The sequence below is a fragment of the Cupriavidus sp. KB_39 genome (assembly GCF_052114485.1).
Taxonomy (GTDB): Bacteria; Pseudomonadota; Gammaproteobacteria; order Burkholderiales; family Burkholderiaceae; genus Cupriavidus.
This window is the reverse complement of the sequence record NZ_JBFREV010000042.1, coordinates 19,662-43,254: the sequence shown is the minus strand read 5'-3', so window position 1 is coordinate 43,254 and position 23,593 is coordinate 19,662. Positions and strand designations below refer to the sequence as shown.

Annotated in this window: 19 protein-coding genes; 15 read left to right on the top strand and 4 right to left on the bottom strand. The window is 67.5% G+C overall.

Going from position 1 to position 23,593, the window contains the following annotated elements; genetic code table 11:
- Positions 1-206: 206 nt before the first annotated feature.
- The 8 genes from tssB (at position 207) to tssE (ending at position 9,745) form a co-directional block, all read left to right on the top strand.
- A complete protein-coding gene (gene tssB, locus AB4Z27_RS24440) occupies positions 207-722 on the top strand; it encodes a type VI secretion system contractile sheath small subunit (RefSeq protein ID WP_441645469.1) in 516 nt (171 codons plus the stop codon).
- Between the two features lie 23 nt (positions 723-745).
- Positions 746-2,308, top strand: a complete 1,563-nt coding sequence (tssC, locus tag AB4Z27_RS24435) for a type VI secretion system contractile sheath large subunit (protein WP_441645467.1) — start codon at positions 746-748, stop codon at positions 2,306-2,308.
- A gap of 20 nt (positions 2,309-2,328) precedes the next feature.
- Positions 2,329-3,675 (top strand): type VI secretion system baseplate subunit TssK, encoded by a 1,347-nt coding sequence (tssK, locus tag AB4Z27_RS24430; RefSeq protein WP_092293501.1) that lies wholly within the window; start codon positions 2,329-2,331, stop codon positions 3,673-3,675.
- Positions 3,672-4,319, top strand: coding sequence for a DotU/TssL family secretion system protein (locus AB4Z27_RS24425; protein WP_092293499.1), 648 nt, complete (start codon positions 3,672-3,674; stop codon positions 4,317-4,319). Before tssK ends, AB4Z27_RS24425 begins: the two co-directional genes overlap by 4 nt.
- Before the next feature lie 10 nt (positions 4,320-4,329).
- A complete protein-coding gene (locus tag AB4Z27_RS24420) occupies positions 4,330-6,054 on the top strand; it encodes an OmpA family protein (protein ID WP_441645466.1) in 1,725 nt (574 codons plus the stop codon).
- A gap of 4 nt (positions 6,055-6,058) precedes the next feature.
- Positions 6,059-6,544, top strand: coding sequence for an Hcp family type VI secretion system effector (locus tag AB4Z27_RS24415; protein ID WP_092293497.1), 486 nt, complete (start codon positions 6,059-6,061; stop codon positions 6,542-6,544).
- A gap of 106 nt (positions 6,545-6,650) precedes the next feature.
- Complete coding sequence (gene tssH, locus AB4Z27_RS24410; RefSeq protein ID WP_441645465.1) at positions 6,651-9,314, top strand: type VI secretion system ATPase TssH; 2,664 nt, start codon at positions 6,651-6,653, stop codon at positions 9,312-9,314.
- Positions 9,314-9,745: a type VI secretion system baseplate subunit TssE gene (gene tssE, locus AB4Z27_RS24405; protein WP_092293493.1), complete on the top strand. Its 432-nt coding sequence runs from the start codon at positions 9,314-9,316 to the stop codon at positions 9,743-9,745. Before tssH ends, tssE begins: the two co-directional genes overlap by 1 nt.
- Positions 9,746-9,765: 20 nt before the next feature.
- Here the strand turns inward: tssE and AB4Z27_RS24400 are convergent, their stop codons facing one another.
- Together AB4Z27_RS24400 and AB4Z27_RS24395 are read right to left on the bottom strand one after the other, a co-directional pair.
- Positions 9,766-10,740 carry a Bug family tripartite tricarboxylate transporter substrate binding protein gene (locus AB4Z27_RS24400; RefSeq protein WP_441645464.1) on the bottom strand — a complete coding sequence of 325 codons (975 nt, stop codon included), beginning with the start codon at positions 10,738-10,740 and terminating at the stop codon, positions 9,766-9,768.
- 119 nt (positions 10,741-10,859) lie between these two features.
- Positions 10,860-11,837: a LysR substrate-binding domain-containing protein gene (locus AB4Z27_RS24395; protein ID WP_092293489.1), complete on the bottom strand. Its 978-nt coding sequence runs from the start codon at positions 11,835-11,837 to the stop codon at positions 10,860-10,862.
- A 143-nt stretch (positions 11,838-11,980) separates the two neighbouring features.
- On the opposite strand from AB4Z27_RS24395, the gene AB4Z27_RS24390 reads away from it, so the two are divergent.
- From AB4Z27_RS24390 to AB4Z27_RS24370, 5 genes are all read left to right on the top strand, one after another.
- Entirely contained in the window at positions 11,981-13,153 is a 1,173-nt protein-coding gene (locus AB4Z27_RS24390; protein ID WP_441591361.1) for a CaiB/BaiF CoA transferase family protein, read from the top strand.
- Positions 13,154-13,166: 13 nt separating this feature from the next.
- Complete coding sequence (locus AB4Z27_RS24385; RefSeq protein WP_441645463.1) at positions 13,167-14,033, top strand: HpcH/HpaI aldolase/citrate lyase family protein; 867 nt, start codon at positions 13,167-13,169, stop codon at positions 14,031-14,033.
- 278 nt (positions 14,034-14,311) lie between these two features.
- On the top strand, positions 14,312-15,649 hold the full coding sequence (locus tag AB4Z27_RS24380) for a TolC family protein (protein ID WP_092293483.1): 1,338 nt from the start codon (positions 14,312-14,314) through the stop codon (positions 15,647-15,649).
- Position 15,650: 1 nt separating this feature from the next.
- On the top strand, positions 15,651-16,835 hold the full coding sequence (locus AB4Z27_RS24375) for an efflux RND transporter periplasmic adaptor subunit (protein WP_369823404.1): 1,185 nt from the start codon (positions 15,651-15,653) through the stop codon (positions 16,833-16,835).
- Positions 16,836-16,850: 15 nt separating this feature from the next.
- Complete coding sequence (locus AB4Z27_RS24370) at positions 16,851-19,973, top strand: efflux RND transporter permease subunit (protein WP_092293479.1); 3,123 nt, start codon at positions 16,851-16,853, stop codon at positions 19,971-19,973.
- A gap of 42 nt (positions 19,974-20,015) precedes the next feature.
- Here AB4Z27_RS24370 and AB4Z27_RS24365 read toward each other — a convergent pair whose 3' ends face one another.
- Positions 20,016-21,284: an MFS transporter gene (locus AB4Z27_RS24365; protein ID WP_441645462.1), complete on the bottom strand. Its 1,269-nt coding sequence runs from the start codon at positions 21,282-21,284 to the stop codon at positions 20,016-20,018.
- 105 nt (positions 21,285-21,389) lie between these two features.
- Here AB4Z27_RS24365 and AB4Z27_RS24360 point away from each other — a divergent pair, with 105 nt between their 5' ends.
- Positions 21,390-22,322 carry a LysR substrate-binding domain-containing protein gene (locus AB4Z27_RS24360; protein ID WP_092293475.1) on the top strand — a complete coding sequence of 311 codons (933 nt, stop codon included), beginning with the start codon at positions 21,390-21,392 and terminating at the stop codon, positions 22,320-22,322.
- On the opposite strand, the gene AB4Z27_RS24355 is transcribed toward AB4Z27_RS24360, so the two are convergent.
- Positions 22,310-22,672: a DUF883 family protein gene (locus AB4Z27_RS24355; RefSeq protein WP_092293473.1), complete on the bottom strand. Its 363-nt coding sequence runs from the start codon at positions 22,670-22,672 to the stop codon at positions 22,310-22,312. The two genes, AB4Z27_RS24360 and AB4Z27_RS24355, sit on opposite strands and share 13 nt — an antisense overlap.
- Before the next feature lie 291 nt (positions 22,673-22,963).
- On the opposite strand from AB4Z27_RS24355, the gene AB4Z27_RS24350 reads away from it, so the two are divergent.
- Entirely contained in the window at positions 22,964-23,404 is a 441-nt protein-coding gene (locus AB4Z27_RS24350) for a PRC-barrel domain-containing protein (RefSeq protein WP_092293471.1), read from the top strand.
- Positions 23,405-23,593: the final 189 nt, after the last annotated feature.

Genomic DNA, 23,593 nt, shown 5'->3' with positions numbered 1-23,593 from the left:
GTCTTGTCGCTTTCACGAAAATAGGACTGGATCGAATTATTGATTTAGATAAAAAAGATCAAAAATCCGATGAATTTTAGGAAGTCACCTAAATACAGTGGGAAATAAAAAAGATAGTCTCCCGCACTTGCGTGTCTACCGGCCATGCGGCGATCGACGAATCGAGTGCCGTGCGGATTGAAAACCTGTTGGAGAAGGAATCGAGAATGGCAGAGAGCTTCCAGAACGAAGTGCCCAAGGCGCGGGTCAACATCAAGCTGGATTTGCATACCGGCGGCGCGCAGAAGAAGGTGGAATTGCCACTGAAGCTGCTGGTGATGGGCGACTACAGTAATGGGCAGGACACCCGCGCGCTGGCGGAGCGGGAGAAGGTTTCCATCAACAAGAACAACTTCAATGCGGTCCTGGCGGACTTCAATCCGCGGGCGAAGATTGCCGTCGAGAACACGCTCGCCGCCGATGGCTCCGAGCTGCCCGTTGATCTCGASTTCCATTCCATGGATGACTTCAAGCCGGAGGTAGTCGCCGGCAAGGTGCCCGAGCTGCGCGCGCTGATGGCGGCGCGCAATCTGCTGCGCGATCTCAAGTCGAACCTGCTCGACAACGCGATGTTTCGCCGCGAGCTCGAGAAGATCCTCAAGGACCCCGGGCTGTCCGAACGCCTGCGCGCCGATCTGCAGAAGATCGGCCAGGCCGCCCCGGCTCCCGCCTCCGCCCAGTAACCCGTTACCCGAGGATTTTCCCCATGGAAAAGAAGCACGAACTGTCCGCACGTACCCATAGCGCCGCCGATAGCGCCGCCGCTGCCGTCGTCCTCGACGCGCCGGGCAAGAGCGTCTATGAAGCGCTCTGCGAGAAGATCAACCTGTCGCCGGTCCGTAGCACGCGGCCGGTGGAGTCGTTCCAGAGCGCAGACGCGCTGTCCGAATCTTCGCTCGACGAGCGCGTGGCGCAGGCCATGCACGTGTTCCTGAAGATGATCCAGGATTCGTCACAGCAGGTGGACCGGCTCGACAAGAGCCTGCTCGACTTCCACATCGCCCATCTGGACGAGAAGATCAGCCGGCAGCTCGATGCGATCATGCATCACGAGACGTTCCAGGAGATCGAATCGGCCTGGCGCGGCCTGAAGTTCCTGGTCGATCGCACTGACTTCCGCAAGAACGTGAAGATCGAGGTGCTCGATGTCTCGAAGGAAGCGCTGCGCCAGGACTTCGAGGACACCCCCGAGGTGATCCAGAGCGGCCTGTACCTGCACACCTATATCCAGGAGTACGACACGCCGGGCGGCGAGCCGATCGGCTCGATCATCTCGAACTACGCGTTCGACCGCAGCCCGCAGGACATCGCCCTGCTGCGCAATATCTCGAAGGTGTCGGCGGCCGCGCACATGCCGTTCGTCGGCGCGGTGGCGCCGGAGTTCTTCGGCAAGACGTCGATGGAGGACGTGGCCGCGATCCGCGACATCGGCAACTATTTTGACCGCGCCGAATACCTGAAGTGGAAGAGCTTCCGCGAGTCCGACGACGCGCGCTACATCGGCCTGACGCTGCCCCGCTTCCTGGCGCGCCTGCCGTACGGTCCGGAAACCGTGCCGGTCCGGGCGTTCAACTATACGGAAGCCGTCAAGGGGCCGGATCACAACCGTTACCTCTGGGCCAATGCATCGTTCTCGTTCGCCGCGAACATGGTGCAGAGCTTCATCAAGAACGGCTGGTGCGTGCAGATCCGGGGGCCGCAGGCTGGCGGTCTGGTCGAGGACCTGCCGATTCACCTCTATGACCTGGGCACCGGCAACCAGGCCAAGATCCCGACCGAGGTGTTGATTCCGGAAACGCGCGAGTTCGAGTTCGCCAACCTTGGCTTCATCCCGCTGTCGTACTACAAGAATCACGATTTCGCGTGCTTCTTCTCGGCGCATTCGACCCAGAAGCCGGCGCTGTACGACACCAAGGAAGCCACCGCCAACAGTCGTGTCAACGCGCGCCTGCCGTACATCTTCCTGCTGTCGCGCATTGCGCATTACCTGAAGCTGATCCAGCGCGAGAACATCGGCACCACCAAGGACCGCCGCCTCCTCGAGTTGGAGTTGAACAGCTGGATCAAGACGCTCGTGACCGAGATGACCGATCCGGGCGACGAACTGCAGGCATCGCACCCGCTGCGCGACGCGCGGGTCATTGTCGAGGATATCGAAGACAACCCGGGCTTCTTCCGCGTGAAGCTGTTCATCGTGCCGCATTTCCAGATCGAGGGGATGGACATCAACCTSTCGCTCGTCTCGCAGATGCCCAAGGCGAAGAACTGAAGCGGAATCGGCCCGATACCATGAAGATCACAAGACCGCTGTGGGCGCAGGGCATCTTTATGACGCCGCAGCATTTCCAGCAGCAGGCGCTATGGGAGCGCCACGCCGGCGAGCAGATTGCGCGTATCGCCACCCCGGAACCATGGGGCGTCGTGCGCGTCGTCATCGATTCCCAGGCACTGACAGTGAATCGACTGGCGGTGAGTTCGCTTGCCGCACGCCTGCCGGATGGCACCGTGATCGACACGGAGACGGCCGACCGGACGCCTCCTGCGCGCGATCTGGCCGATCTGCCGGCCGGTGCAGACTCGGCGGTGGTCCTGATCGGGCTGCCGCTGATGGACGCGCTGGGTGGCAATTGCGTCGACGATGGCGAACGGCCGGCGCGGCCACGCCGCTTCGTGCGTGAGTACCTGGAGGTCGCCGACCTGCACGGTGAGGGCAAGGAGGAAATCAGCGTCGAACGTCACGCACTGGCCCTGCTGTTCGACGGCGAGGCACAAGGCGACTACGTGACCTGCCCGATCGCTCGGCTTATCCGGACGCCGCAGGGCCAGATCGAACTCGATCCGGCCTACGTGCCGCCAAGCCTGTTCCTGTCCGCAAGCGAGCAGCTGACCGCCCGCATGGCACGGCTGTCGACCATCCTCAGCGCAAAGAGTGCGAGCCTGGGCGTGCGCCGGCGCGAGCGTTCCGACCAGATGGCCGATTACGCCGTGGCCGATGTGGCGCTGTTCTGGCTGCTGCACAGTGTCAACAGTGCCTGGCCGGAGCTGGCGCGGCTGCGCGCGGCCCCGCAGCAGCATCCCGAGCAACTCTACCGTGTGCTGGCCCGGCTGGCGGGCGCGCTGCTGACGTTCTCGACCACGGAGACCCTGCAGGCCATTCCGGCCTACGACCACATGGCGCCAGAGCCCGTATTCGCGGAACTGGAGTCGATGATTCGACGGCTGGTGGATGCGGTAGTGCCGTCACGCGTCGTGCCGGTCGCGCTGGAACGGCTGCGGCCCACGATCTGGGACGGCAAGATCCTCGATGAGCGCCTGGTCGAGGGCACCGAGTACTACCTGTCGGTGCAGGCGGGCATGCCCGCGCACGCCTTGCTCGAACAACTGCCGCGCCTTTGCAAGGCGGGGGCGCCGGATGAAGTCTCGCAGATCGTCAACTCGGCGCTGCCCGGCATTCCGTTGCGGACGATGTCGCGCCTGCCTGCCGCCATTCCCGTGCGGATCGAAAACCAGTACTTCGCGCTTGACAGTGCCCACCCGGCGTTCCGGCGCATGCTCGACGCGCGGGCGTGCCAGTTCTATGTGCCGGCTTCCGTGCCGGACGTCTCGCTCGAACTCTTCGCGGTATTGCCGGCATGACAACTTCGCTTCCGATCTTTCCGCTCGCGCTACGCGATACGGCCCTGACTGTCGCTTCGCTGGCCGGCGGGGACAGGCCCGTGACCTTCGCGGCGTTCCGTGAAACGTGCCTGGGCCATATCGCCCGGCTGCGTGAGGAACTCCGGGCGGCGGGGCAATCCCCGGATGTCGTCGAGGACGCGATCTATGCGCAATGCGCGCTGATCGACGAGTTCGCGCTCCGCCACCTGGAAGGGGCGAGCCGGGACGAGTGGGAGCACGAGCCCTTGCAAGTCAAGGAGTTCCAGAGTCACGACGCGGGTGACGCGCTGATCGACCGCATCGAACGGCGCCTCGCAGCGCCCCAACCGGTGCTGCCGTTGCTCGCGGTCTTCCATGTGGTGCTTGGGCTGGGCTTCCAGGGGCGATTCGCCCTGAACGGCGCCACGGACCGCGCCGCATTGCTGCGCGCGCTCGATGAGCGACTGGCGCGCGCGGGGCTCGACCAGGGCAACGGGCCGGTCATTGTCACCCACGGCAAGGCACGCGCCGGCAGGCGCATCTCGCCGATTGCATGGGTGGTGCTGGCGCTCGTTGGCGCCGGGCTGGTCTATCTGGCGCTGGACCGCTGGCTCGACGCGGCCATCGCGCGGCTGGCTGTTTGAAGGGCGCGACGTGACCGGTTATCCCTATCGCACCTTGGCCGGCTGGATCGCGGCGCTTTGTCTGGCGTGGCTCGGATTCAGCTCGCCGTGGTCGACCACGTGGAATTTGCTGCTGGGGCTGTTCGTCGTGGCGCTGATGTTGGTGGCGATGATTGTCGCCACGCGGCGCGGGCGTGCTGGCCGTCAGGCCTCGCAGGCGGTGCTGGTCGCCGTGAACGCGTCACTCGATGTATTGCCCGGCGACATGCGCCGGAATACGCCGCTCGTGCTCGCCGTTGGTGAGCCGGACGGCGCTTTGGTGCGGGCATTCGGCGACGAATTGGTCCGTATCACCGAGTCCGCGATCTGGGTACGTGTGGGCGACCCGTCGCGGCTGGCTCACGTGGCGGATGCCCTGAAGCGCTGGCGCGACGGGCAGGGCCCGGACGCCGTGGYRTGCCTGACSGCCGCCGACCRGATCCGAGACGCCGCAACGCTGAGCGCGCGCCTCGGCCGTTTGCGTCACGCGATTGGCGAGGCGAGCCGCGCCGTCGGCTATCCGCTGCCAGTGTGCATCGCGGTCTACGGCGAGGACGCCGCAGGTCCGCCGGACGAAAGCCCATGGTTCGGTATGTCTGGCGAAGCGATGCCGGCGGACGAGGCATGGATCGCGCAAGTCGCGGCGAGCCTCGACCAGTACGCCCGCGCCGCCAAGCCGGCCGACCGCGCCGCACGTTGGTATCGCGCTAATCGGCTGCACGCCCTAGCCAGATGGGCGCAATCGACGTTGTTGCCGCGCTTACGGGACGACAGCCGCGACGGCCACCGTACGGGAAGGCCGGTGCAGGTGGCCGCTGTCGGCGCGATCGCGGTAYGCGGCACGCCAGCCGACAACTCGCTGTTTGCCAGTGCCGTGGCCCGCATCACCGGTCTGGTCGGAGCCCGCCCGGCACAAGAGGGCGGCAGCGGTCGCTACCCACTGCCGGACCCGYTGATCCGTGGCATCGGTCGACAGCCGGCGCGGCGCGCGCTGCCACGTGCGCTGGCGCATGGCTTCGCGTGGTTCGCGGTGGCGTTCTGCGCGGCTGCGGCCGCCTCGGCGTGGCAGAACCGGGCGCTGGTGGCGCGCGTCACCGGCAATATGGACCGCTATCGCGCGTTGGCGCCGGCACAGGACGCCGCGCGTATCGATGCGCTCAAGGTCATCAAACGCGACCGGGACGAACTCGACCGCCACGCCCGCAACGGCGTGCCGCTGCGGCTCGGCYTCGGTCTGTATCGCGGGGCCGCGCTGCGTGCGCCAATCGACACGCTGATCGCCGGCTACCGCCCGCCGCCTCCGCCGCCGGCCACGATCGAGCTGGACAGCCTGTCGCTGTTCCGCAGCGGCAGCGCCACCCTGAATCCCGGCTCCAACCGCGTGCTGATCGGTGCGCTGGAAATGATCCGGGCGCATCCGGACAAGCGCGTGCTGGTGGCCGGCCATACCGATGCCACCGGCAACCCGCGCAGCAACCTGCGCCTGTCGGAGGCCCGCGCGGTGTCCGTCCGCAACTGGCTGGCCGATGCCGCCGGCTTGCCGTTGACGCATTTCGCGACGCAAGGCTACGGCGACACCCGCCCGAAGGCGGGCAATGACACGGAGGCGGGCCGCGCCGCCAATCGCCGTGTGGAAATTACCCTTGTTCCCGATTGCCGTGACGGCGATCGGGTCACTTCTGGCCAGTCGGCCTGTTCATTTCAGCAGAAGGAGTAAGTAAATGGCAATTCCCGCATACATGTGGATCAAGGACGATGGTGGCGCCGACATCAAGGGTTCGGTCACGGTTTCGGGCCGCGAGGGCAGCGTCGAAGTGGTGGCGTTCGATCACGCGGTCAAGATCCCGACGGACGCCAACACCGGCAAGCTGACCGGCACGCGCGTGCACGAGCCGATCGTCTTCACCAAGGAGACCGACGCCTCGACGCCGTATCTCTACAAGGCCGTCTCCAGCGGCCAGACGCTGAAGGCGGTGGAGATTCGCTGGTACAAGATCGACGACGCCGGCAAGGAGAAGGAGTACTTCAACACCAAGCTCGAGAACGTCAAGGTGGTCGGCGTCACGCCGAAGATGCACGACATCAAGAGCCCGGCCTTCGAGAAGCACAACCACCTCGAGAGCATCGAGCTGCGCTACGAGAAGATCACCTGGTCGTACAAGGACGGCAACATCATCCACGCCGATAGTTGGAACGAGCGTGCCTGAGTAAGGTCGGGCCGGCCTCGCGCCGGCCCCTCGGCCCCTCGGCCGCGCCGCCGGCCGCCCCATCCCTCGACCCCGCATTCTTCCCGCCCATCGCCATCCCTCCSTCATGAYTGCCCGCGACYATTCCCCGTTCCTGCGCCGCCTGAACCCCCATTGCGCCCGCGCGCTGACCGAGGCGGCCAGCCTTTGCGAAACCCGCGCCCACCGGGACATCGAGGTCGAGCACTGGCTGATCAAGCTGCTCGAACTGGGCGAGGGCGACCTGCTGGCGATCCTGCGGCGCTATGAAATCGATGTCGATGCCATCTGGAATGCCTTGCTCGTCGCCATCGACCGCCTGCCGCATGACCTGCGCGGCCGGCCCGGGCTCTCGCCGCGCGTGGGGCAGTGGCTGGAGGCGGCATGGATGCGTGCGTCGCTCGCTGCGGCGGCACCGGGTGACACCGACATTCGCTCGGCGCACCTGCTCGCCGCGCTGGTGGAAGCGCCGCATTGGCTGCGCGCGCCGGATGCCTGGCCGCTGCTCAGCATCWCCGCCGCGCAGATCGAACGACTGATGCCGGAGCTGGATCAGATATCGAGCGAGGCGCACRGGCTGCCCGAGATCCTTCCCCTTCCGACCGACACCCCGGCCGTGGCGCACCTCCCCGACAACCCSGTGCTGGGCCGCTTCACCATCGACATCACCGCCAAGGCCCGTGCCGGGCAGATCGATCCGGTCTTTGGCCGTGATGTCGAGATCCGGCAGATGATCGACATCCTCGCGCGGCGCCGTAAGAACAATCCGATCCTCGTGGGCGAGCCCGGCGTCGGCAARACCGCRCTGGTCGARGGGCTCGCGCTGCGTATTGCGGAGGGCGATGTCCCGGCGATCATCGCCAACACCAGTGTGCTGACGCTTGACCTCGGCCTGTTGCAGGCCGGCGCCGGCGTCAAGGGCGAGTTCGAGCAGCGGCTCAAGCAGGTGATCGAGGCGGTGCAGCAGTCGCCGACGCCAATCCTGCTGTTTATCGACGAAGCCCATACGCTGATCGGGGCAGGTAACAGCGCTGGCGGCGCCGACGCGGCCAACCTGCTGAAGCCGGCGCTGGCGCGGGGCGAGCTGCGGACCATTGCGGCGACCACGTGGTCCGAATACAAGCAGTATTTCGAACGGGACGCGGCACTCGAACGCCGCTTCCAGATGGTGAAGGTGGACGAGCCCGACGACGCGGCCGCGTGCCTGATGCTGCGCGGCCTCAAGGAGCGCTATGCGCGGCACCATGACGTGCATGTCACCGATGCGGCGGTCGTCGCCGCCGTGCGCCTCTCGCGCCGCTACCTGACCGGGCGCCAGTTGCCCGACAAGGCGGTCGACCTGCTCGATACCGCCGCCGCGCGGGTGCGCATGAGCCAGGACGCCACGCCGATTGCCTTCGCCCGGTGCGAGGCCGAGCGCGCGGCGCTGGAGACCGAGCGGGCTGCGCTGGCGCAGGACGAGGGCGCCACGGGCATCCGTGAYGCCGCACGGATCGGCGCCATCGACAGCCGGCTGGAGGCGCTGGACGGCGACCTCGCCCGATTCACGCAGACGCTCGCCGCCCAGAAGGCCGCAACGGAAACCCTGTTCGGCCTGCGTCGCCAATGGCARGCCGCGGACGAGGCGCTGCGGCAGGACCTCTCCCCATCGATCGAAGCCGCCCACCGCGCGGTGGGTTCGGCCGGGCAGGCCGCCCTGATCCGCGCCGAGGTGGATGAGCACGCGATTGCCGAAGTCATCGCAGACTGGACCGGCGTGCCGGCCGAGAGCCTGCTGGCCAGCGAACTGGCCACGCTGCTGGACCTGGAGGCCAACCTGGGCAGCGTGGTGGTGGGTCAGGACGAGGCGCTCGCAGCGCTCGGCAAGCGGCTGCGGGCGGCGAAGGCGGGGCTCAAGGCCGAGGACGCGCCGATCGGCGTGTTCCTGCTCGTGGGGCCCTCGGGCGTCGGCAAGACCGAGACGGCGCGGGCGCTGGCCGACCTGATGTTCGGCGGCGAGCGGGCGCTGATCACCATCAACCTGTCCGAATACCAGGAAGCGCATACGGTGTCGCAGCTGAAGGGCTCGCCGCCCGGCTACGTCGGCTACGGCGAGGGCGGCGTCCTGACCGAGGCGGTGCGCCAGCGCCCCTACAGCGTGGTGTTGCTCGACGAGGTCGAGAAAGCCCACCGCGACGTGCTGAGCCTGTTCTATCAGGTGTTCGACCGTGGATTTATGCGCGATGGCGAAGGCCGGGTGATCGATTTCCGCAACACGGTGATCGTGATGACGTCGAACCTGGGCAGCGACCAGATCCTGGCCGCCACGGACGCCGTGACCGAGGCCGGCGGCGCGGCGACCCCCGGCATGCTGATGGAGGCGATCCGCCCGACGCTGGTCGAGCATTTCCAGCCCGCGCTGCTGGCGCGCTTCCAGACCGTGGTGTTCCGGCCGTTGGCCGCCGGGCCGATGGCGACAATCGTACGCATGAAGCTGGATAAGGTGAGCGAGCGGGTGGCGCGCCGGTTCGGCGTGCCGCTGCGTTACGACAATGGGCTGGTGGACGCGCTGGTCGCCGCCTGCCTGTTGCCGGACACCGGCGCGCGCAATATCGACAGCCTGCTCGACCAGCAGATCMTGCCGGTGCTGGCCCGCGAGCTGCTAATAAGAATGGGGAACAAGACAGCGGAGACGAGCGCCCCGGCCACGATCCGGCTGACCTTCTCGGACGCAGACGGCATCGGGCTGGAATTCGATGAGGCTGGCCAGTAATGGCCGGCGGTCCGGGCCTGTTCGAGGCCGTGACAGGGCATTTCGCGAATGGGGTGCCGGTCGAGGAATTCGATTTGGCGACGCAGACCTTCCTGTCCGTCCAGGACAATATCCAGCGCATTCTGAACAGTCGGCGCGGCGGGCTGGCTCATCTGCCGGACTATGGGCTGGGCGACCTGTCGCGCATCTACCGGCACCTGCCCGCGTCGGCCCACACGCTCAAGCGGGAGATTGAAACCACGCTGCTGCGCTACGAGCCGAGGCTCCGGGGCATCGATATCGACATCGACGATACCGAGCCCGGGATGCTGCTGAGTTTCACGATGACCTGCCACCTGCGCCGCGCCGGGCTGGTGCGCTTCGGCACGCATTTCATGCCTGACGGCAAGACCCGGCTGACGCTGCTGCGCGCGGTGCAGGACCGCGACTGAGGGGCTACGGCTAACGCCGTTCAGTCGACCTGGGCGCCCGAGGCCTTGACGATCTTGCCCCATTTGTCGATATCCGCACGCAACATGGTCGAGAACTGCTGCGGCGTGCCGATGAGCACCTCGGCGCCCTGCGCGGCGAGCTTGTCGCGCAGCGGTGCGTCGGCCAGCGCGGCCTGCAAGGTCTTGGCGAGCTTCTCCGTCACCGCCTTCGGCGTGCCGCGCACGGCGAACAGGCCAACCCAGAGATCGCCGCTATAGCCGGGCACGGTTTCGCTGATGGCCGGGATGTCCGGCGCGAATGGCGACCGCTTGGCCGAACTCACACCCAGCGCCCGCACCTTGCCGGCCTTGATATGGGCCAGCACCGAGGGCAGGCTGGCGAAGGCCATCGGCACCTGGTTGCCGAGCACGTCGTTCAGCGCCGGCGCCACACCCTTGTAGGGCACATGTTCAAGCTTGATGCCGGCCATGCTGTTCAGCATCTCGCCGAGCAGGTGGTTCAGCGTGCCATTGCCGGCCGACGCATAGCGATAGAAATCCGGCTTGGCCTTGGCCATCGTGATCAGCTCCGYCATCGACTTGGCCGGGAACGCGGGATTCACGACCAGCACGTTCGGCACCGTCGCCACGGGGGCGATCGGCTCGAAATCCTTGATCGGATCGAACGGAATCTGGCGATAGAGCGACGGGTTGATCGCCTGYGTGCTGCTGATGGTCATCAGCAGCGTGTAGCCATCGGCCGTGGCGCGCGCGGCGGCCTGGGTGCCGATGTTGCCGCCGGCGCCGGGACGGTTCTCGACCACCACCTGCTGGCCCAGGCGCTGCGACAGATCGGCGGCCACCAGCCGGGCRACGATRTCGTTGGTGCCGCCCGGCGCCTGGGGCACGATCATCTGGATGGGCTTGCTGGGATAGGTGTCGGCGTGGGCGCTGCCCACGGCGGCCAGCGTGAGAGCCACGGCCATGCCGGCGAGGGCGGGAAGGGTGCGAAGCATTGTTGTCTCCTATGGCGGGCGGTTATCTGGGATGTCGGTCCCGCCCATGCTGGCGCCCACTCTAGCCGAGGCCGGTGCGCAGGAGAAATTCAATCGCCGACTATGGCCATAAGGATTTCTTATCGGCTGGCAGGTGCCGTAGGGGCGGGCGGCGGCGCCAGSGAGCCGCCCTGGGCGATGCGCGCTGCAACGATCTCCCGCAGGATGTCGGCGACGGCTTCGGCCGCATTCGAACGCGGCAGCGCGCGCGGCCAGCACAGGGACAGCGTGCGGCGCAACTCCGGCAGGATCAGGCGACGCCCGATGCCCCCCTCGGCATCGCCAGCCCCATCCCCATTCCCTTCTGCGCCCGGACTCTCGCCCAGCGACGACGCCGGCAGCACCGTGCAGGCCAGCCCCTCGCGGGCGGCGGCCAGCAGGAAGGGCAGCGAATCGAGGTCCGCCACCACGTTCAGGGCGATACCGGCCTTGGCGAAGCTTCGCTCCACCACCTCGCGCAGGCCCTGCGAGCCGCTGGGCAGCACCAGCGGCATGCCGTCGAGGGCCTTCAGTGCGATGGTGGCCGAGCGGGTGGCGCGCCCGGGCGGCGTGCCGATCAGGTAGAGCGGTTCGCTGGCCAGCGGCTCGGGCTCCACAGCGCGCGACGCCGTGTCGCGGAACAGGATCGCGAAGTCGAGCCGGTTCTGGTTCAGCAGCTCGGAGATATAGCCGCTCATGCTCTCGAACAGTTGCAGCCGCACCTGCGGATAGCGCTGCCGCACGGCCCGCACCAGCGGCATGCCGAAGGCCGCCGCCGCCGTGGTCGGCAGGCCGATGGCGACGTTGCCGGAGATTTCCGAGCCGGCCACCCGGACGTCCGCCCCGGCCATCTCGACCTGGCGCAGGATATTGCGAATGTGACGATAAAGTGTCTTGCCGGCCTCGGTCGGCCGTACGCCCTTGGCGCCGCGATGCACCAGCGGCACGCCGAATTCCTCCTCGAGCGCGGCCAGTTGCTGGCTCAGCGCCGGCTGCGCCACGCACACGACCTCGGCGGCGCGCGTCAGGCTGCCGTGGTCGACGATCGCCACGAAATACCGCATTGCCCGGATRTCCATCGCTGCTGCCTCCTGCCCCGTTCGYCGGGTGTCGTCTCGTTGAGGGTATTGATTCTACTTATGGAGGCTTCGGCAATCCCTATTTCACATAGTCGGGGCGCGCGGGTAGATTGGCGGCATCGAGCACCCCCGGACCCATCGCCATGACCCGACCCCTAGCCGGCATTACCGTCATCTCCCTCGAACAGGCGATTGCCGCGCCGTTCTGCACCCGCCAGCTGGCGGACCTCGGCGCACGCGTGATCAAGATCGAGCGGCCCGGCCCGGGGGATTTCGCCCGCGCCTACGACACGCGCGTGCGCGGCCTGTCCTCGCACTTCGTCTGGACCAACCGTTCGAAGGAAAGCCTGACGCTGGATGTGAAGGCGCCCGGCGCCGCGCCGGTGATGGAAGGGCTGCTGGAGCGCGCGGACGTGCTGGTGCAGAACCTCGCCCCGGGCGCGGCGGCCCGGCTCGGGCTGGATTACGAGACGCTCTCGGCCCGCTATCCGCGCCTGATTGTCTGCGACATCTCGGGCTACGGCGGCGACGGCCCCTACCGCGACAAGAAGGCTTACGACCTGCTGGTGCAGAGCGAATCGGGGTTCGTCTCGGTGACCGGCACGGCCGAGGAGGGCGTCAAGGCGGGTGCCTCGGTGGCGGACATCGCCGCCGGCATGTACGCCTATAGCAATATCCTGGCGGCGCTGATCGAGCGCGGCCAGACCGGGCGCGGCAAGCGGATCGACGTGTCGATGCTGGAGTCGATGGTCGAGTGGATGAGCTTCCCGATGTACTACGCGTTCGATGGCGCCGAGCCGCCGCCGCGCGCAGGCGCCGCCCACGCCACCATCTACCCCTACGGGCCGTTCCCGACCGGCGACGGCAAGACCGTGATGCTGGGGCTGCAGAACGAGCGGGAGTGGTCGGTCTTCTGCAAGACCGTGCTGGGCGAGCCGGCGCTGGCCACGCATGCCGCGTTCGCCACCAACAGCCTGCGCAGCGCCAACCGCGCCCAGTTGCGGGCGCGGATCGTCGAAGCGTTCTCGCATATGACGGCGGAGCAGGTGGTGCAGCGGCTCGAGGAGGCCAAGATCGCCAACGCCAACGTCAATACCATGGCCGATGTCTGGCACCACCCGCAGTTGGCCGCCCGGGAACGGTGGCGCACCGTGGCGTCGCCGGTCGGCGAGATCCCGGCGCTGCTGCCGCCGGGCCTGACCGATGCGCGCATGGATCCGATTCCCGCAGTCGGCGAGCATACCGATGCCATCCTGTCGGAAATCGGCTGTTCCGCCGCGCAAGTGGCCCAACTTCACGCCGAYGGCGTGGTTTGATCAGGAGCCGACCATGACTACCCCCCGCGTACCGCGCAGCTACCTGTTCGTTCCCGCCTCCCGCCCCGAGCGCATCGGCAAGGCCCTGTCGGCCGGCGCCGATGCGGTCATTGTCGACCTGGAGGATGCCGTCGCCCCCGATGCCAAGGCCGAGGCCCGCGCGGGGCTGTCCGACCCCTGGAGCGGCCTGCGGACTGCCGCCCAGGTCGGCGGCGTGCAGCTTTTTGTGCGCGTGAACGGCGCCGATACCGCATGGTTCGCCGACGATCTCGCCTGGTGCCGGGCGCATCAGGTGCGCCAGATCATGCTGCCGAAGGCCGATGCCACCGCGCTGGCCGCCCTCCACGCCGAGCTGCCGGRCGCCCACTGCCATGCCCTGCTGGAGACCGCCGCCGGGTTTGCCGACCTGTACGACGTGGCGCGCGCGCCCGGCGTCACCCGGCTGGTGTTCGGCAGCATCGACCTGATGTTCGATCTCGACGTGGCCGACGATGGCGAGCCGCTGCATCACTTCCGCAGCGAGTTGGTACTCCATTCGCGCGCGGCCGGGCTGCCGGCGCCGGTCGACGGGGTCTGCACCGCCATCGGCGATGCCGAGGCGCTGGCGGACGACACCGCCCGGGGCCGCCGCTTCGGCTTCGGCGCCAAGCTGCTGATCCATCCGAACCAGGTGGAAGGCGTGCATGCGGCGCTGGCGCCGTCTGCCCAGGAAGTGGCGTGGGCACGGCGCGTGGTGGACCAAGCCGCCGCCGCGCAGGGCGCGGCCATCGCCGTGGACGGCAAGATGGTGGACCGCCCGGTGCTCGAACGTGCGCTGCGGATCGTCGCCGCAGCGCCGGGCCCAGCGGCGCCATCCGCCTCATCCGCCACCTCCGCCTGAACCGGGCGCAGCGCCAATCGGTGTTTTCCCGACCCACACGTTGGGCGAATTTGGGTGGGAATGCCGACAAGATGAAAGCCGTTTGTAATGAGATTGCGATTGAATGCGCACGGGAGATCGTGCGCGGCAAGGCAGCGCGGCTAAAAGAGCGGGTTCCCGGGGAGCGATGAAAGAAAATCGCCCGCCCGGTGCACCGTTCGGCTGGCACGGTCGTTTACGTCAGACCGAAGTGACATTGAGCCAGACCGATCGTGCATTTTTCAGTTTCCCGCGCCGCCATGGCCGTGCTGCTGGCCGTGGCAGCCGTTGCTGGCCACGCCGCCAGCCAGCCGATGCCCCCAGACGGCCCCTGTGTGCCGCCACCGGCCAAGGCCACGCTCACACTTGCCCAGGCGCGGCTTGACGCCCAGCGCTGCAATCGCGACATCATTGCCGCCCGGCGCGGCGAGGAAGCCAGCCAGGCCGATGTCCAGATCGCCTCGCAACGGCCGAATCCGGTCCTGAGCCTCGGTGTCACTAATATCAATCCGCATGCGGGGGTGGGATCGGGCAGCCTGCGCAGCAAGACGGTGGATTCCACGCTGCGCATCGATCAGGTCATCGAAACCGCCAACAAGGGYAACCTGCGCGTGGACGCAGCCCGCAAGGCYAGCGCCGCCGCCGGGGAGACCACCCAGGCCATCGTGGCGCAGCAACTCGGCGCGGTGGACCAGGCCTGGTACGAAGCCGTGGTCAGCCAGACCCGGCTGGAAGTGCTGACCGAGACCGTCGGCCTCTATTCCCGCACCCAGCAAGCCAATGAGACCCGGCTGAAGGCCGGCGATATTTCCCGCGCCGACGTCACCAAGCTCCAGCTGGAAACGCTGCGCGCCCAGAGCGACCTGCGCAACGCCCAGGCTGACCACGCCAGCGACAAGGCCGCCCTGGCCGCCGCCATCGGTGTGCCGGGCACGCTGATCGACAACCGACTCGTGCCGGACTGGCCGGCGCTGGACACCCCGGTCCCRCCGGTGGACCCCGACGTGCTGCAACGCCGCCCCGACGTGACCGCCGCCGAAGCCCGGCTGGCCGCCGCCGCCGCCTCGCGCGACCTGGCCCGCGCCGGCCGCGTGCCCGATGTGACGGTGGGCGCGCAGGCCGAGCACTATCCGCAATCGCCCACTAATACCTATGGCGATGGCAACAGCTACGGCGTGTTCATCTCGATCCCGCTGTTTGTGCGGCACAGCAATGGCGGCGAGGCCCGCCGCGCGGAGGTGGATTACTACGCCGCGCTGGACGACCGCAACCGCATCCTGCTGGAGGCGCAGAACGACATCGAGCGCCTGCGCAGCCAGCTAGAGGCCGCGCGCGCCACGCTSCARCAGATGCAGGCCGCCGTGCTGCCGGCCGCCGAGTCCGTCGCGAACAGTGCCGAATTCGCGTACACGAAGGGCGCCACGGGCGTGCTGGACCTGCTCGACGCGCGCCGCGCGCTGCGCCAGACCCGCGTGGACGCCGTCGAGGCGCAGGGCAACTACGCCAAGGCGCTGGCCGCCTACCGCACCGCGCTGCAAGCTACCAATTCCGATATCAACAAGCTTCCCCAGGTCCGTACCGATGCGTCGCGTCCATAACATGCTGTCTTCGTCCCAGTGGTTCCGTCCTCTCCGCCTGGCAGCCGTCGGGTCACTTTGCGCGCTGGCGCTGGTCGCCTGTGGCAAGAAGGAGGCACCCGTGGCCGATGACGACCCCAAGGTCAGCGGCCAGACCATCCAGTTTCCGGAGTCGGTGAAGACCCTGCCCGGCATCGTCGGCCAGCCGGTGAAGCTGGGCGGCGACCGCATGCTGAGCCTGCCGGGCCGGCTGGTCTGGAACGAGGACAAGACCGTACGCGTGACCACCCCGTTCGCGGGCCGCGTGATGGACATCCTCGTGCAACCCGGCGCGACCGTGAAGGCCGGCCAGCCGCTGGCGACGCTGACCTCGCCCGACTATGGCCTGGCCCAGGCCGATGCCCGCAAGGCCGCCGCCGACAGCGCCGTGGCCGCCAAGTCCCTGGCACGCCAGCGCGAGCTGTACGGCGCCGGCATCGTCGCCCAGAAGGAACTGGAGCAGGCGCAGGCCGATAGCGCCCGTGCCGCCGCCGACCAGCAACGCACGCAGGCGGCGCTGCGCATGTACGGCGCGGCCGCCGGTGGCGATGCGGTGAACCAGCGCTTCGCGCTGCGCAGCCCGATCGAGGGCCTGGTGGTGGAGCGCAATATCAACACGGGCATGGAACTGCGCCCGGACCAGGCGCCCAGCTCGCCGCTGTTCCTGATCACCGACCCGACCACGCTCTGGGCCCAGGTGGATGCGGCCGAGGCGGACCTCGGCCTGTTCAAGCCGGGCGTGACGGTGCAACTGACCAGCGCCGCCTATCCGGGCGAGACGTTCCAGGGCACCGTGGTCAAGATCGCCGATTACGTGGATCCGTCGTCGCGCAGCATCAAGGTGCGGCTGACCGTGCCGAACGCGGACCGCCGCCTGAAGGCCGAGATGTTCGTCACGGCGCGCCTCCAGGCCGCCTCGTTCAAGGGGATCGCGGTGCCGTCGAAGGCCGTGTTCCTGGCTGACAACAAGAACTACGTGTTCGTCCGCAAAGGCACGAACACGTTCGAGCGGCGCCTGGTGAAGACCGGCGTGTCACTGCCGGGCATGACCGAGGTGCTGGAAGGGCTGACCGACGGCGAGGTGGTGGTCACCGACGGCAACCTCTATCTGCAGGACATCCTGCGTGACGCCACGGCGGTCAATGCGGCGCGCGCGTCCGCCAAGTAAGGGAATGGCGGACACATGATCTCCCGTATCGTCAACTTTGCGCTGCACCAGAAGCTGTTCGTCTGGCTCGGCCTGATCATCTTCGTCGCCGGCGGCCTGGCCGCCTTCAAGAACCTGCCGATCGAGGCCTTCCCGGACGTCTCCGACATCCAGGTCAACATCATCACGCTCTACCCGGGCCGTGCGGCCGAGGAAGTGGAGCGGCAGGTCACGATCCCGATCGAGACCGCCCTGGCCGGCACGCCGAACTCGGTGCGGGTGTTCTCGCACACCCAGTTCGGCCTGTCGTTCATGATGGTCACGTTCAACGACAAGGCCACCGACGTCACCGCCCGCCAGCAGATCATCGAGCGGCTGCGCAGCGTGGACCTGCCCGACGGCGTGCATCCGGACCTCGCGCCGCTCTCCACGGCCATCGGCGAAATCTATCGTTTCCGGCTGACCGGCAAGGGCTATTCGCCGCAGGAACTGCGCACGCTGCAGGACTGGGTGGTCGAGAAGAACCTGCGCCAGGTGCCCGGCGTGGCCGACCTGGTGACGATTGGCGGCAGCATCAAGCAGTACGAGGTGAACCCGAACCTGGCGCGGATGCGCGATGCSGGGATCTCGYTGTCCGAACTGTTCACGGCGCTCCAGCGTGGCAACTCGAACGCCGGCGGCGGCGCGGTGGCGCATGGCCGGCAGCAGTTCCTGCTGCGCTCACTGGGCAGCTTCCGCACCTCGGCGGACATCGCCAACGTGGTGGTGAGCGAGAAGAACGGCACGCCGATCCTGGTCAAGGGCATCGCCGAGGTGAAGGTGGGCTCGGCGCCGCCGCAGGGCCTGATGGGGCAGGACGACGAGGACGATATCGTCTCTGGCATCGTGGTGATGCGCAAGGGCGAGAACCCGTCGATCGTGCTGGACGCGCTGAAGCAGAAGATCGACCTGCTCGACAGCACGATCCTGCCGAAGGGCGTGAAGATCGTGCCGTACTACGACCGCTCCACGCTGATCGACAAGACCCTGCACACGGTGTTCGGCAACCTGGTGGAAGGCGCGCTGCTGGTGATGGCGGTGCTGTACCTGTTCCTCGCCAACGTGCGTGCGGCGGCCATCGTGGCGCTGGTGATTCCGCTGGCGCTGCTCTCCACCTTCATCGGCCTGACCTGGGTGGGCATTCCGGCCAACCTGCTGTCGCTCGGCGCGATGGACTTCGGCATCATCGTGGACGGCGCGGTGATCGTGGTGGAGAACATCTTCAAGCGGCTGGGCGAGCTGAAGGAGCAGCAGATCCAGGACAACAAGGCGCGGCTCAACGCCATCCTGCTGGCGACGACCGAGGTGGGCCGGCCGACCGTGTTCTCGATGGTGATCATCATCGCGGCGCACATCCCGATCTTCACGCTGCAGCGCCATGAGGGCAAAATCTTCGCGCCGATGGCCTATACGGTGACMGGGGCGCTGATCGGCTCGCTGATCATCTCGCTGACGCTGGTGCCGCTGCTGTGCCACCTGCTGCTGAAGAAGAACATCGCGCACGAAGACAACTTCATGGTGCGCCACTGCAAGCGGCTCTATGAGCCGATGCTGAAGTGGGCGCTGGACCACAAGAAGATGGTGGTTGGCATCGCGCTGGGTTTGCTGGTCGCCACCGTGGGCGTGGGCAAGTTCCTCGGCAGCGAGTTCCTGCCGGAGCTGGACGAAGGCTCGATGTGGGTCAGCTTCGACCTGCCGGCGTCGGTCTCGCTGGATGAGGCCCGCGACCAGGCGCGCAAGCTGCGGACCGTGATCCGCCAGACGCCCGAGGTGAACACCACGATCTCCAAGGTGGGCCGCCCGGACGACGGCACGGATCCGAAGCTGATCAACACCGTCGAAATCCTGGTGGACCTGAAGCCGGACCAGAAGTGGCGGGCCGGCTACGACAAGCGCAAGATCATCGAGGAAATCAACCGCAACCTGCGCCAGATGCCCGGCATCGAGCCGAACTTTTCGCAGCCGGTGCGCGACAACATTCTTGAGAGCATCTCCCAGATCAAGGGCCAGATCGTGATCAAGGTGCAGAGCGACAGCCTGCAGCAGAACAAGCAGGTAGCGGACCAGATCCTGGCGAACGTGCAGTCGGTCAAGGGCGTGATGCGCGCGTTCATCGACCGCGACGGCGAACTGCCGCAGTACGTGCTGGAGTTCGATCGGGCCCAGGCGGCGCGCTACGGCATCAACGTGGCCGACGTGCAGGACCTGATGGAAACCGCGCTGGCCGGCAAGGCCGCCACGGAGCTGTGGGAGGGCGAGCGCCACTTCAGCGTGGCCGTGCGCCTGAAGGCGGGCGAGCGCGAACTGCCGAACCTGCCGAACATCTTCATGCAGACCGCCGATGGCGCGCAGGTGCCGCTGTCGCAACTGGTGACGTTCCGGGCCGCCTCGGGCGCCATGAACATCAGCCGCGAGAACGGCCAGCGCACCACGTCGATCGGCATCTTCATCCACGACCGGGACATGGGTAGCGTGGTGAAGGACATGCAGGCGCTGGTGAAGAAGAACGTCAACGCCGAGGACGTGAAAATCAGCTGGTCCGGCGAGTTCGAGAACCAGGAGCGCGCCATGGCGCGGCTGTCGATCGTGGTGCCGCTGTCGGTGCTGGTGATCTTCCTGCTGCTGTTCAACGCGTTCAAGTCGTTCAAGAGTGCCACGCTGATCATCTCGAACATCCCGTTCGCGCTGATCGGCGGCGTGTTCGCGCTGTTCCTGACCGGGATTCCGCTGTCCGTCTCGGCGGCGATCGGCTTTATCGCGCTGTTCGGCCAGGCCGTGCTGAACGGCGTGGTGATGGTGACGTACTTCAACCAGCTGCGCGATGAAGGGCTCTCCGTGCGCGAGGCCGTGCTGGCTGGCTCGATGGATCGGCTGCGGACCGTGCTGATGACGGCGATGCTGGCCATGCTGGGCCTGTTCCCGATGGCGATCTCGCGCGCGATTGGCGCGGAGACGCAGCGCCCGCTGGCCATCGTGATCATCGGCGGCCTGATTACGGCAACGATGCTGACGCTGATCGTGCTGCCGACGCTGTACGAGTGGATGGTGGGACGCTCCTGGCCGGACGAGGAGCCGGAGGACGAAGACCACAACCGGATCTCGCCCTCGCTGGCATCGTAAGCCCGCAGCATCGTGAATCGCCCCCGGTCCCCCGGGGGCGATTCACATTCTGGGCTTCGTTCCCGGAAACAGCGGCCACGCCATCAGCGCGATCACAGCAGTGCCGGCCCAGACCACCGGCCATGAGGTGGCCGCGAGCCAGTGCGGCAGGGTTAGTGGCGTGAGGAAGAATCCGAGGAACACGGCGGTATTCGCCATGCCGAGCGCCGTGCCCGCGCGCTCGGCCCCGGCCATGGCSGCCAGCTCCGCATARGCCACGCCRTGCCAGGCCGAGACGCAGATGCCGGCGAGGGCGATCATCGCCGGCAGCAGGGCCATCCACAGGCCGTGGGCGTTGCCGGCGCTGCCCTGGACGCAGGCCGCCAGCACCAGGAAGGCGGCCACCGACACCAGCGTGCAGCCGCGCAGATAGGCGCGACGGTTGCCACGGCGGTCGGTCCAACGGCCGCTCCACACGCGCATGGCCATCGCGCCGCCCTGCACGGCGACCATGGTGGCGGTGATGACGCCGAGCCCGGCGTGCGCAAAGTCGTGCAGGAATATCGACGCGAACGTCAGCACCGCGAACTGCGGCATGCAGAGCAGGCCGATGGCCGCGAYGATGCGCCAGATGCCCGGTTGCCGCAGGGGATTCGCCGTGGGAACCCGGCACGCCGGTGACGCCACGCAGCCTGCCGCCGGCGGCTCATGCAGCCATCGCCACGTCAGCCACGCCGACACGCCGCACAGCAGCGCTACCCATCCATAGACCCAGGTGAAGCCGACCGTCGAGGCGAGCCACGGCAGCGTGAGGGCGCCAATGCCACCGCCCAGCGGCACCGCCGTCTGCCGGATGCTCATGGCCAGCCCGCGTTCGCCTTCGCGGAACCAGCGCATCACGGCTCGGCCGCTCGCGCCATTGACACTCCCGCTCAACAGCCCGACGACCGCCATCGCACTCATCAGCCAGCCCAGCGGCGGCGCATGACCACCGGCCGGAGCGAGCCACAGCGCCATGACCAGCAGGGCGATGGCGGTGGAGGCGAGGCCGCCGAGCAGCACGGGGCGGTCGCCCCAGCGGTCCGCCGCCACGCCCCAGGGCAGTTCGGACAGGGCGACGCCGAAACCGAGCGCCCCGAGGGCGAGGCCCAGCTCGGCGTTGTCGAAGTGATACCCCGTCCGCAGCCAGACGGCGGTGGTGGGAATGCCGCTGGCGCCGGCCATCACGCTGGCATTGGCGGCGACGCCCACGCCGAGGACTTTCCAGCGGTGGCCTGCACCGAAGTGATGATTTGTCGACGCGGGCGCCGAGGCAAGGGTCTGGGATGACATGGCTGGTTKCCGATCGATGATTTGACCGGACCGAGTCTCTCACCCACAATTCATCCTGAATATCAGAAAATACKTMAATAATCGTTCGACAAAACAGGATGATCGATGTCACGCACGAATTTCGACGTCGCCGCCTTGCGTAGCCTGCTGGCGGGGATGGAGTTGGGCAGCTTCGCACGGGCGGCGGATCGCGTCGGGCGCTCCACGTCCGCCATTAGCGCGCAGATCAAGAAGCTGGAGGAGCAGGCCGGCACGGCGCTGTTCCGCAAATCCGGACGCGGACTGGCGCTGACGGCGGCCGGCGAGGCCATGCTCGGCTACGCCCGGCGGCTGGTGGACCTGAATGACGAAGCCGCGGCGGCGGTGCGCGGCGTGGATCTGGCGGGCGGCATCCGACTGGGCTTGCAGGAGGAATTTGGCGAAGGGCTGCTGCCCGACGTGCTCGGCAGGTTCACCCGCGCGCACCCGAAGGTGCGCATCGAGGCGGTGGTGGCGCGCAATGCCGAACTGCTGGCGCGGATCGATACCGGGCGGCTGGACCTCGCGCTGATCTGGTCCGATGGCGGTCTGGGATCGCCCGATCCGGGCATCCCCGGCTACGCGCTGGGCCAGCGCGCAGTCGAGCCCATCGACGAACCGCCCATGTGCTGGGTCGGCTCCGCGACGGCGCCGATGATCTGGGAACCGGGCGAGCCGCTACCGCTGATCGCCTTCGACCGCCCATGCCAGTTCCACGCCGCAGCCACGGCTGCGCTGGATCGCGCCGGCATTCCATGGCGCCTGGCGTTCTCGAGCCCTAGCCTCGGCGGGCTGTGGGCCGCCGCCGCCGCGGGCCTGGGGCTGACCGTGCGTTCCCGCTACGGCCTGCCTGCCAACGTGCGCGCGGTGCCAGCCGGGGAGGCCGGCCTGCCCGGGCTGCCGTCGCTACCGCTGGTCATGCTGCGGGCGGCGCCGATCATGCCGCCCGAGGTGGAGCGGCTGGCGGACATCCTGCTGGCGTCGTTGCGGGAAGCGCGGGCGGCTAGTCAGTCGTCGTAGCGGTGCCGGCTCGGCCGGCAAAGCACCGCGCCCAGCAGCACGCCAATCCCGAGCGCCATGCCGATGGCGCGCATCGGCTGCTTGTTCACGTACTCGGTCACGCACTCCTGGCCTTGCTGCCAGTTGTGACTGACCGTCGACTTGATCGAGTCCAGCGCCTGCGAGCCGCGCTCCGCCTTGGAGAGAAACGTCTTCTTGGCGGCGTCGACGGCCTCGCCGGTCAGATTCGGCAACTGCGAGAGCAGATCGTCGAGATCCTTGGCCAGCTGGTTGGTGTCGGCGCGCAGGTTGGCTCGCGCGGCGGATGCATCGGCGCTCGAGTTCTGTGGATTGAGGTTGTTCGGATCCATGCGTGTCTCCTGTCAGGCAGTGCGAAGGTGCGGGGGAAGGTGCGGGAAAGTYGATGCAACACATGCCTGCGCAGGTTCCGTACCAGCACACGCGCCGCCACCCCACTTGTGCGGCGCGCTCTCTAATATAGAAACGCCGTGGCAAGTTACCGGTGCTTGTAATTTGTCCGCGACGGCAAAGGGTGCGCGACACGCCGCCCCGGACCGCTGCACGCGCCCGGCAAGGCGGGCGCTCCCTCGGCACGCTCGTTGCGGATCACGGGTCCCACACCCCCACGCAAGGAGTTGCAGATGAACACCGCTGATCCCACCCTCACTTCCGGCCAGGGYGCCGGCATCGTCGGCTCCGGCGTGGGCGAAGGCCCCGGCCCCGAGGTGATGGCCGCATCGAGCCTCGACGACACCAAGGTCTATTCGTCCGACGGCGAGCACGTCGGCGAAATCTCGGAAATCATGATCGATGTCCCCCGCGGCCGCGTGGCCTACGCCGTGCTGAGCACCGGCGGCTTCCTCGGCATCGGCGACACCCTCCACGCCATTCCCTGGAGTGCCCTGGTCATGGACACCGACGCCAAATGCTTCCGCCTCGGCCTGACCGCGGACCGCATCAAGGACGCCCCAGGCTTCAACAAGGACAGCTGGCCCGGCATGGCCGATCCGCAGTGGGCGACTACGATCCATGAGTACTACGGGCGGGATCCGTATTGGACTGGAGTGGGTGGGGCGCTTTGAGCTGAGCGTTTGCTGGCTGGATAGGCGGCGGCCGTTGCAACGACGGCCGCCGTTTTTGTTTGCTCGTGGACTGTAACGGGACGGCGACCATGCGTTGTCAGGGCACGTCATTGAAATCTGATTTAAAAATGATTCATATCACTTATGACTCAGATTTGACGGAATCGTAAAAGCTGCCGGTTTTCCCGG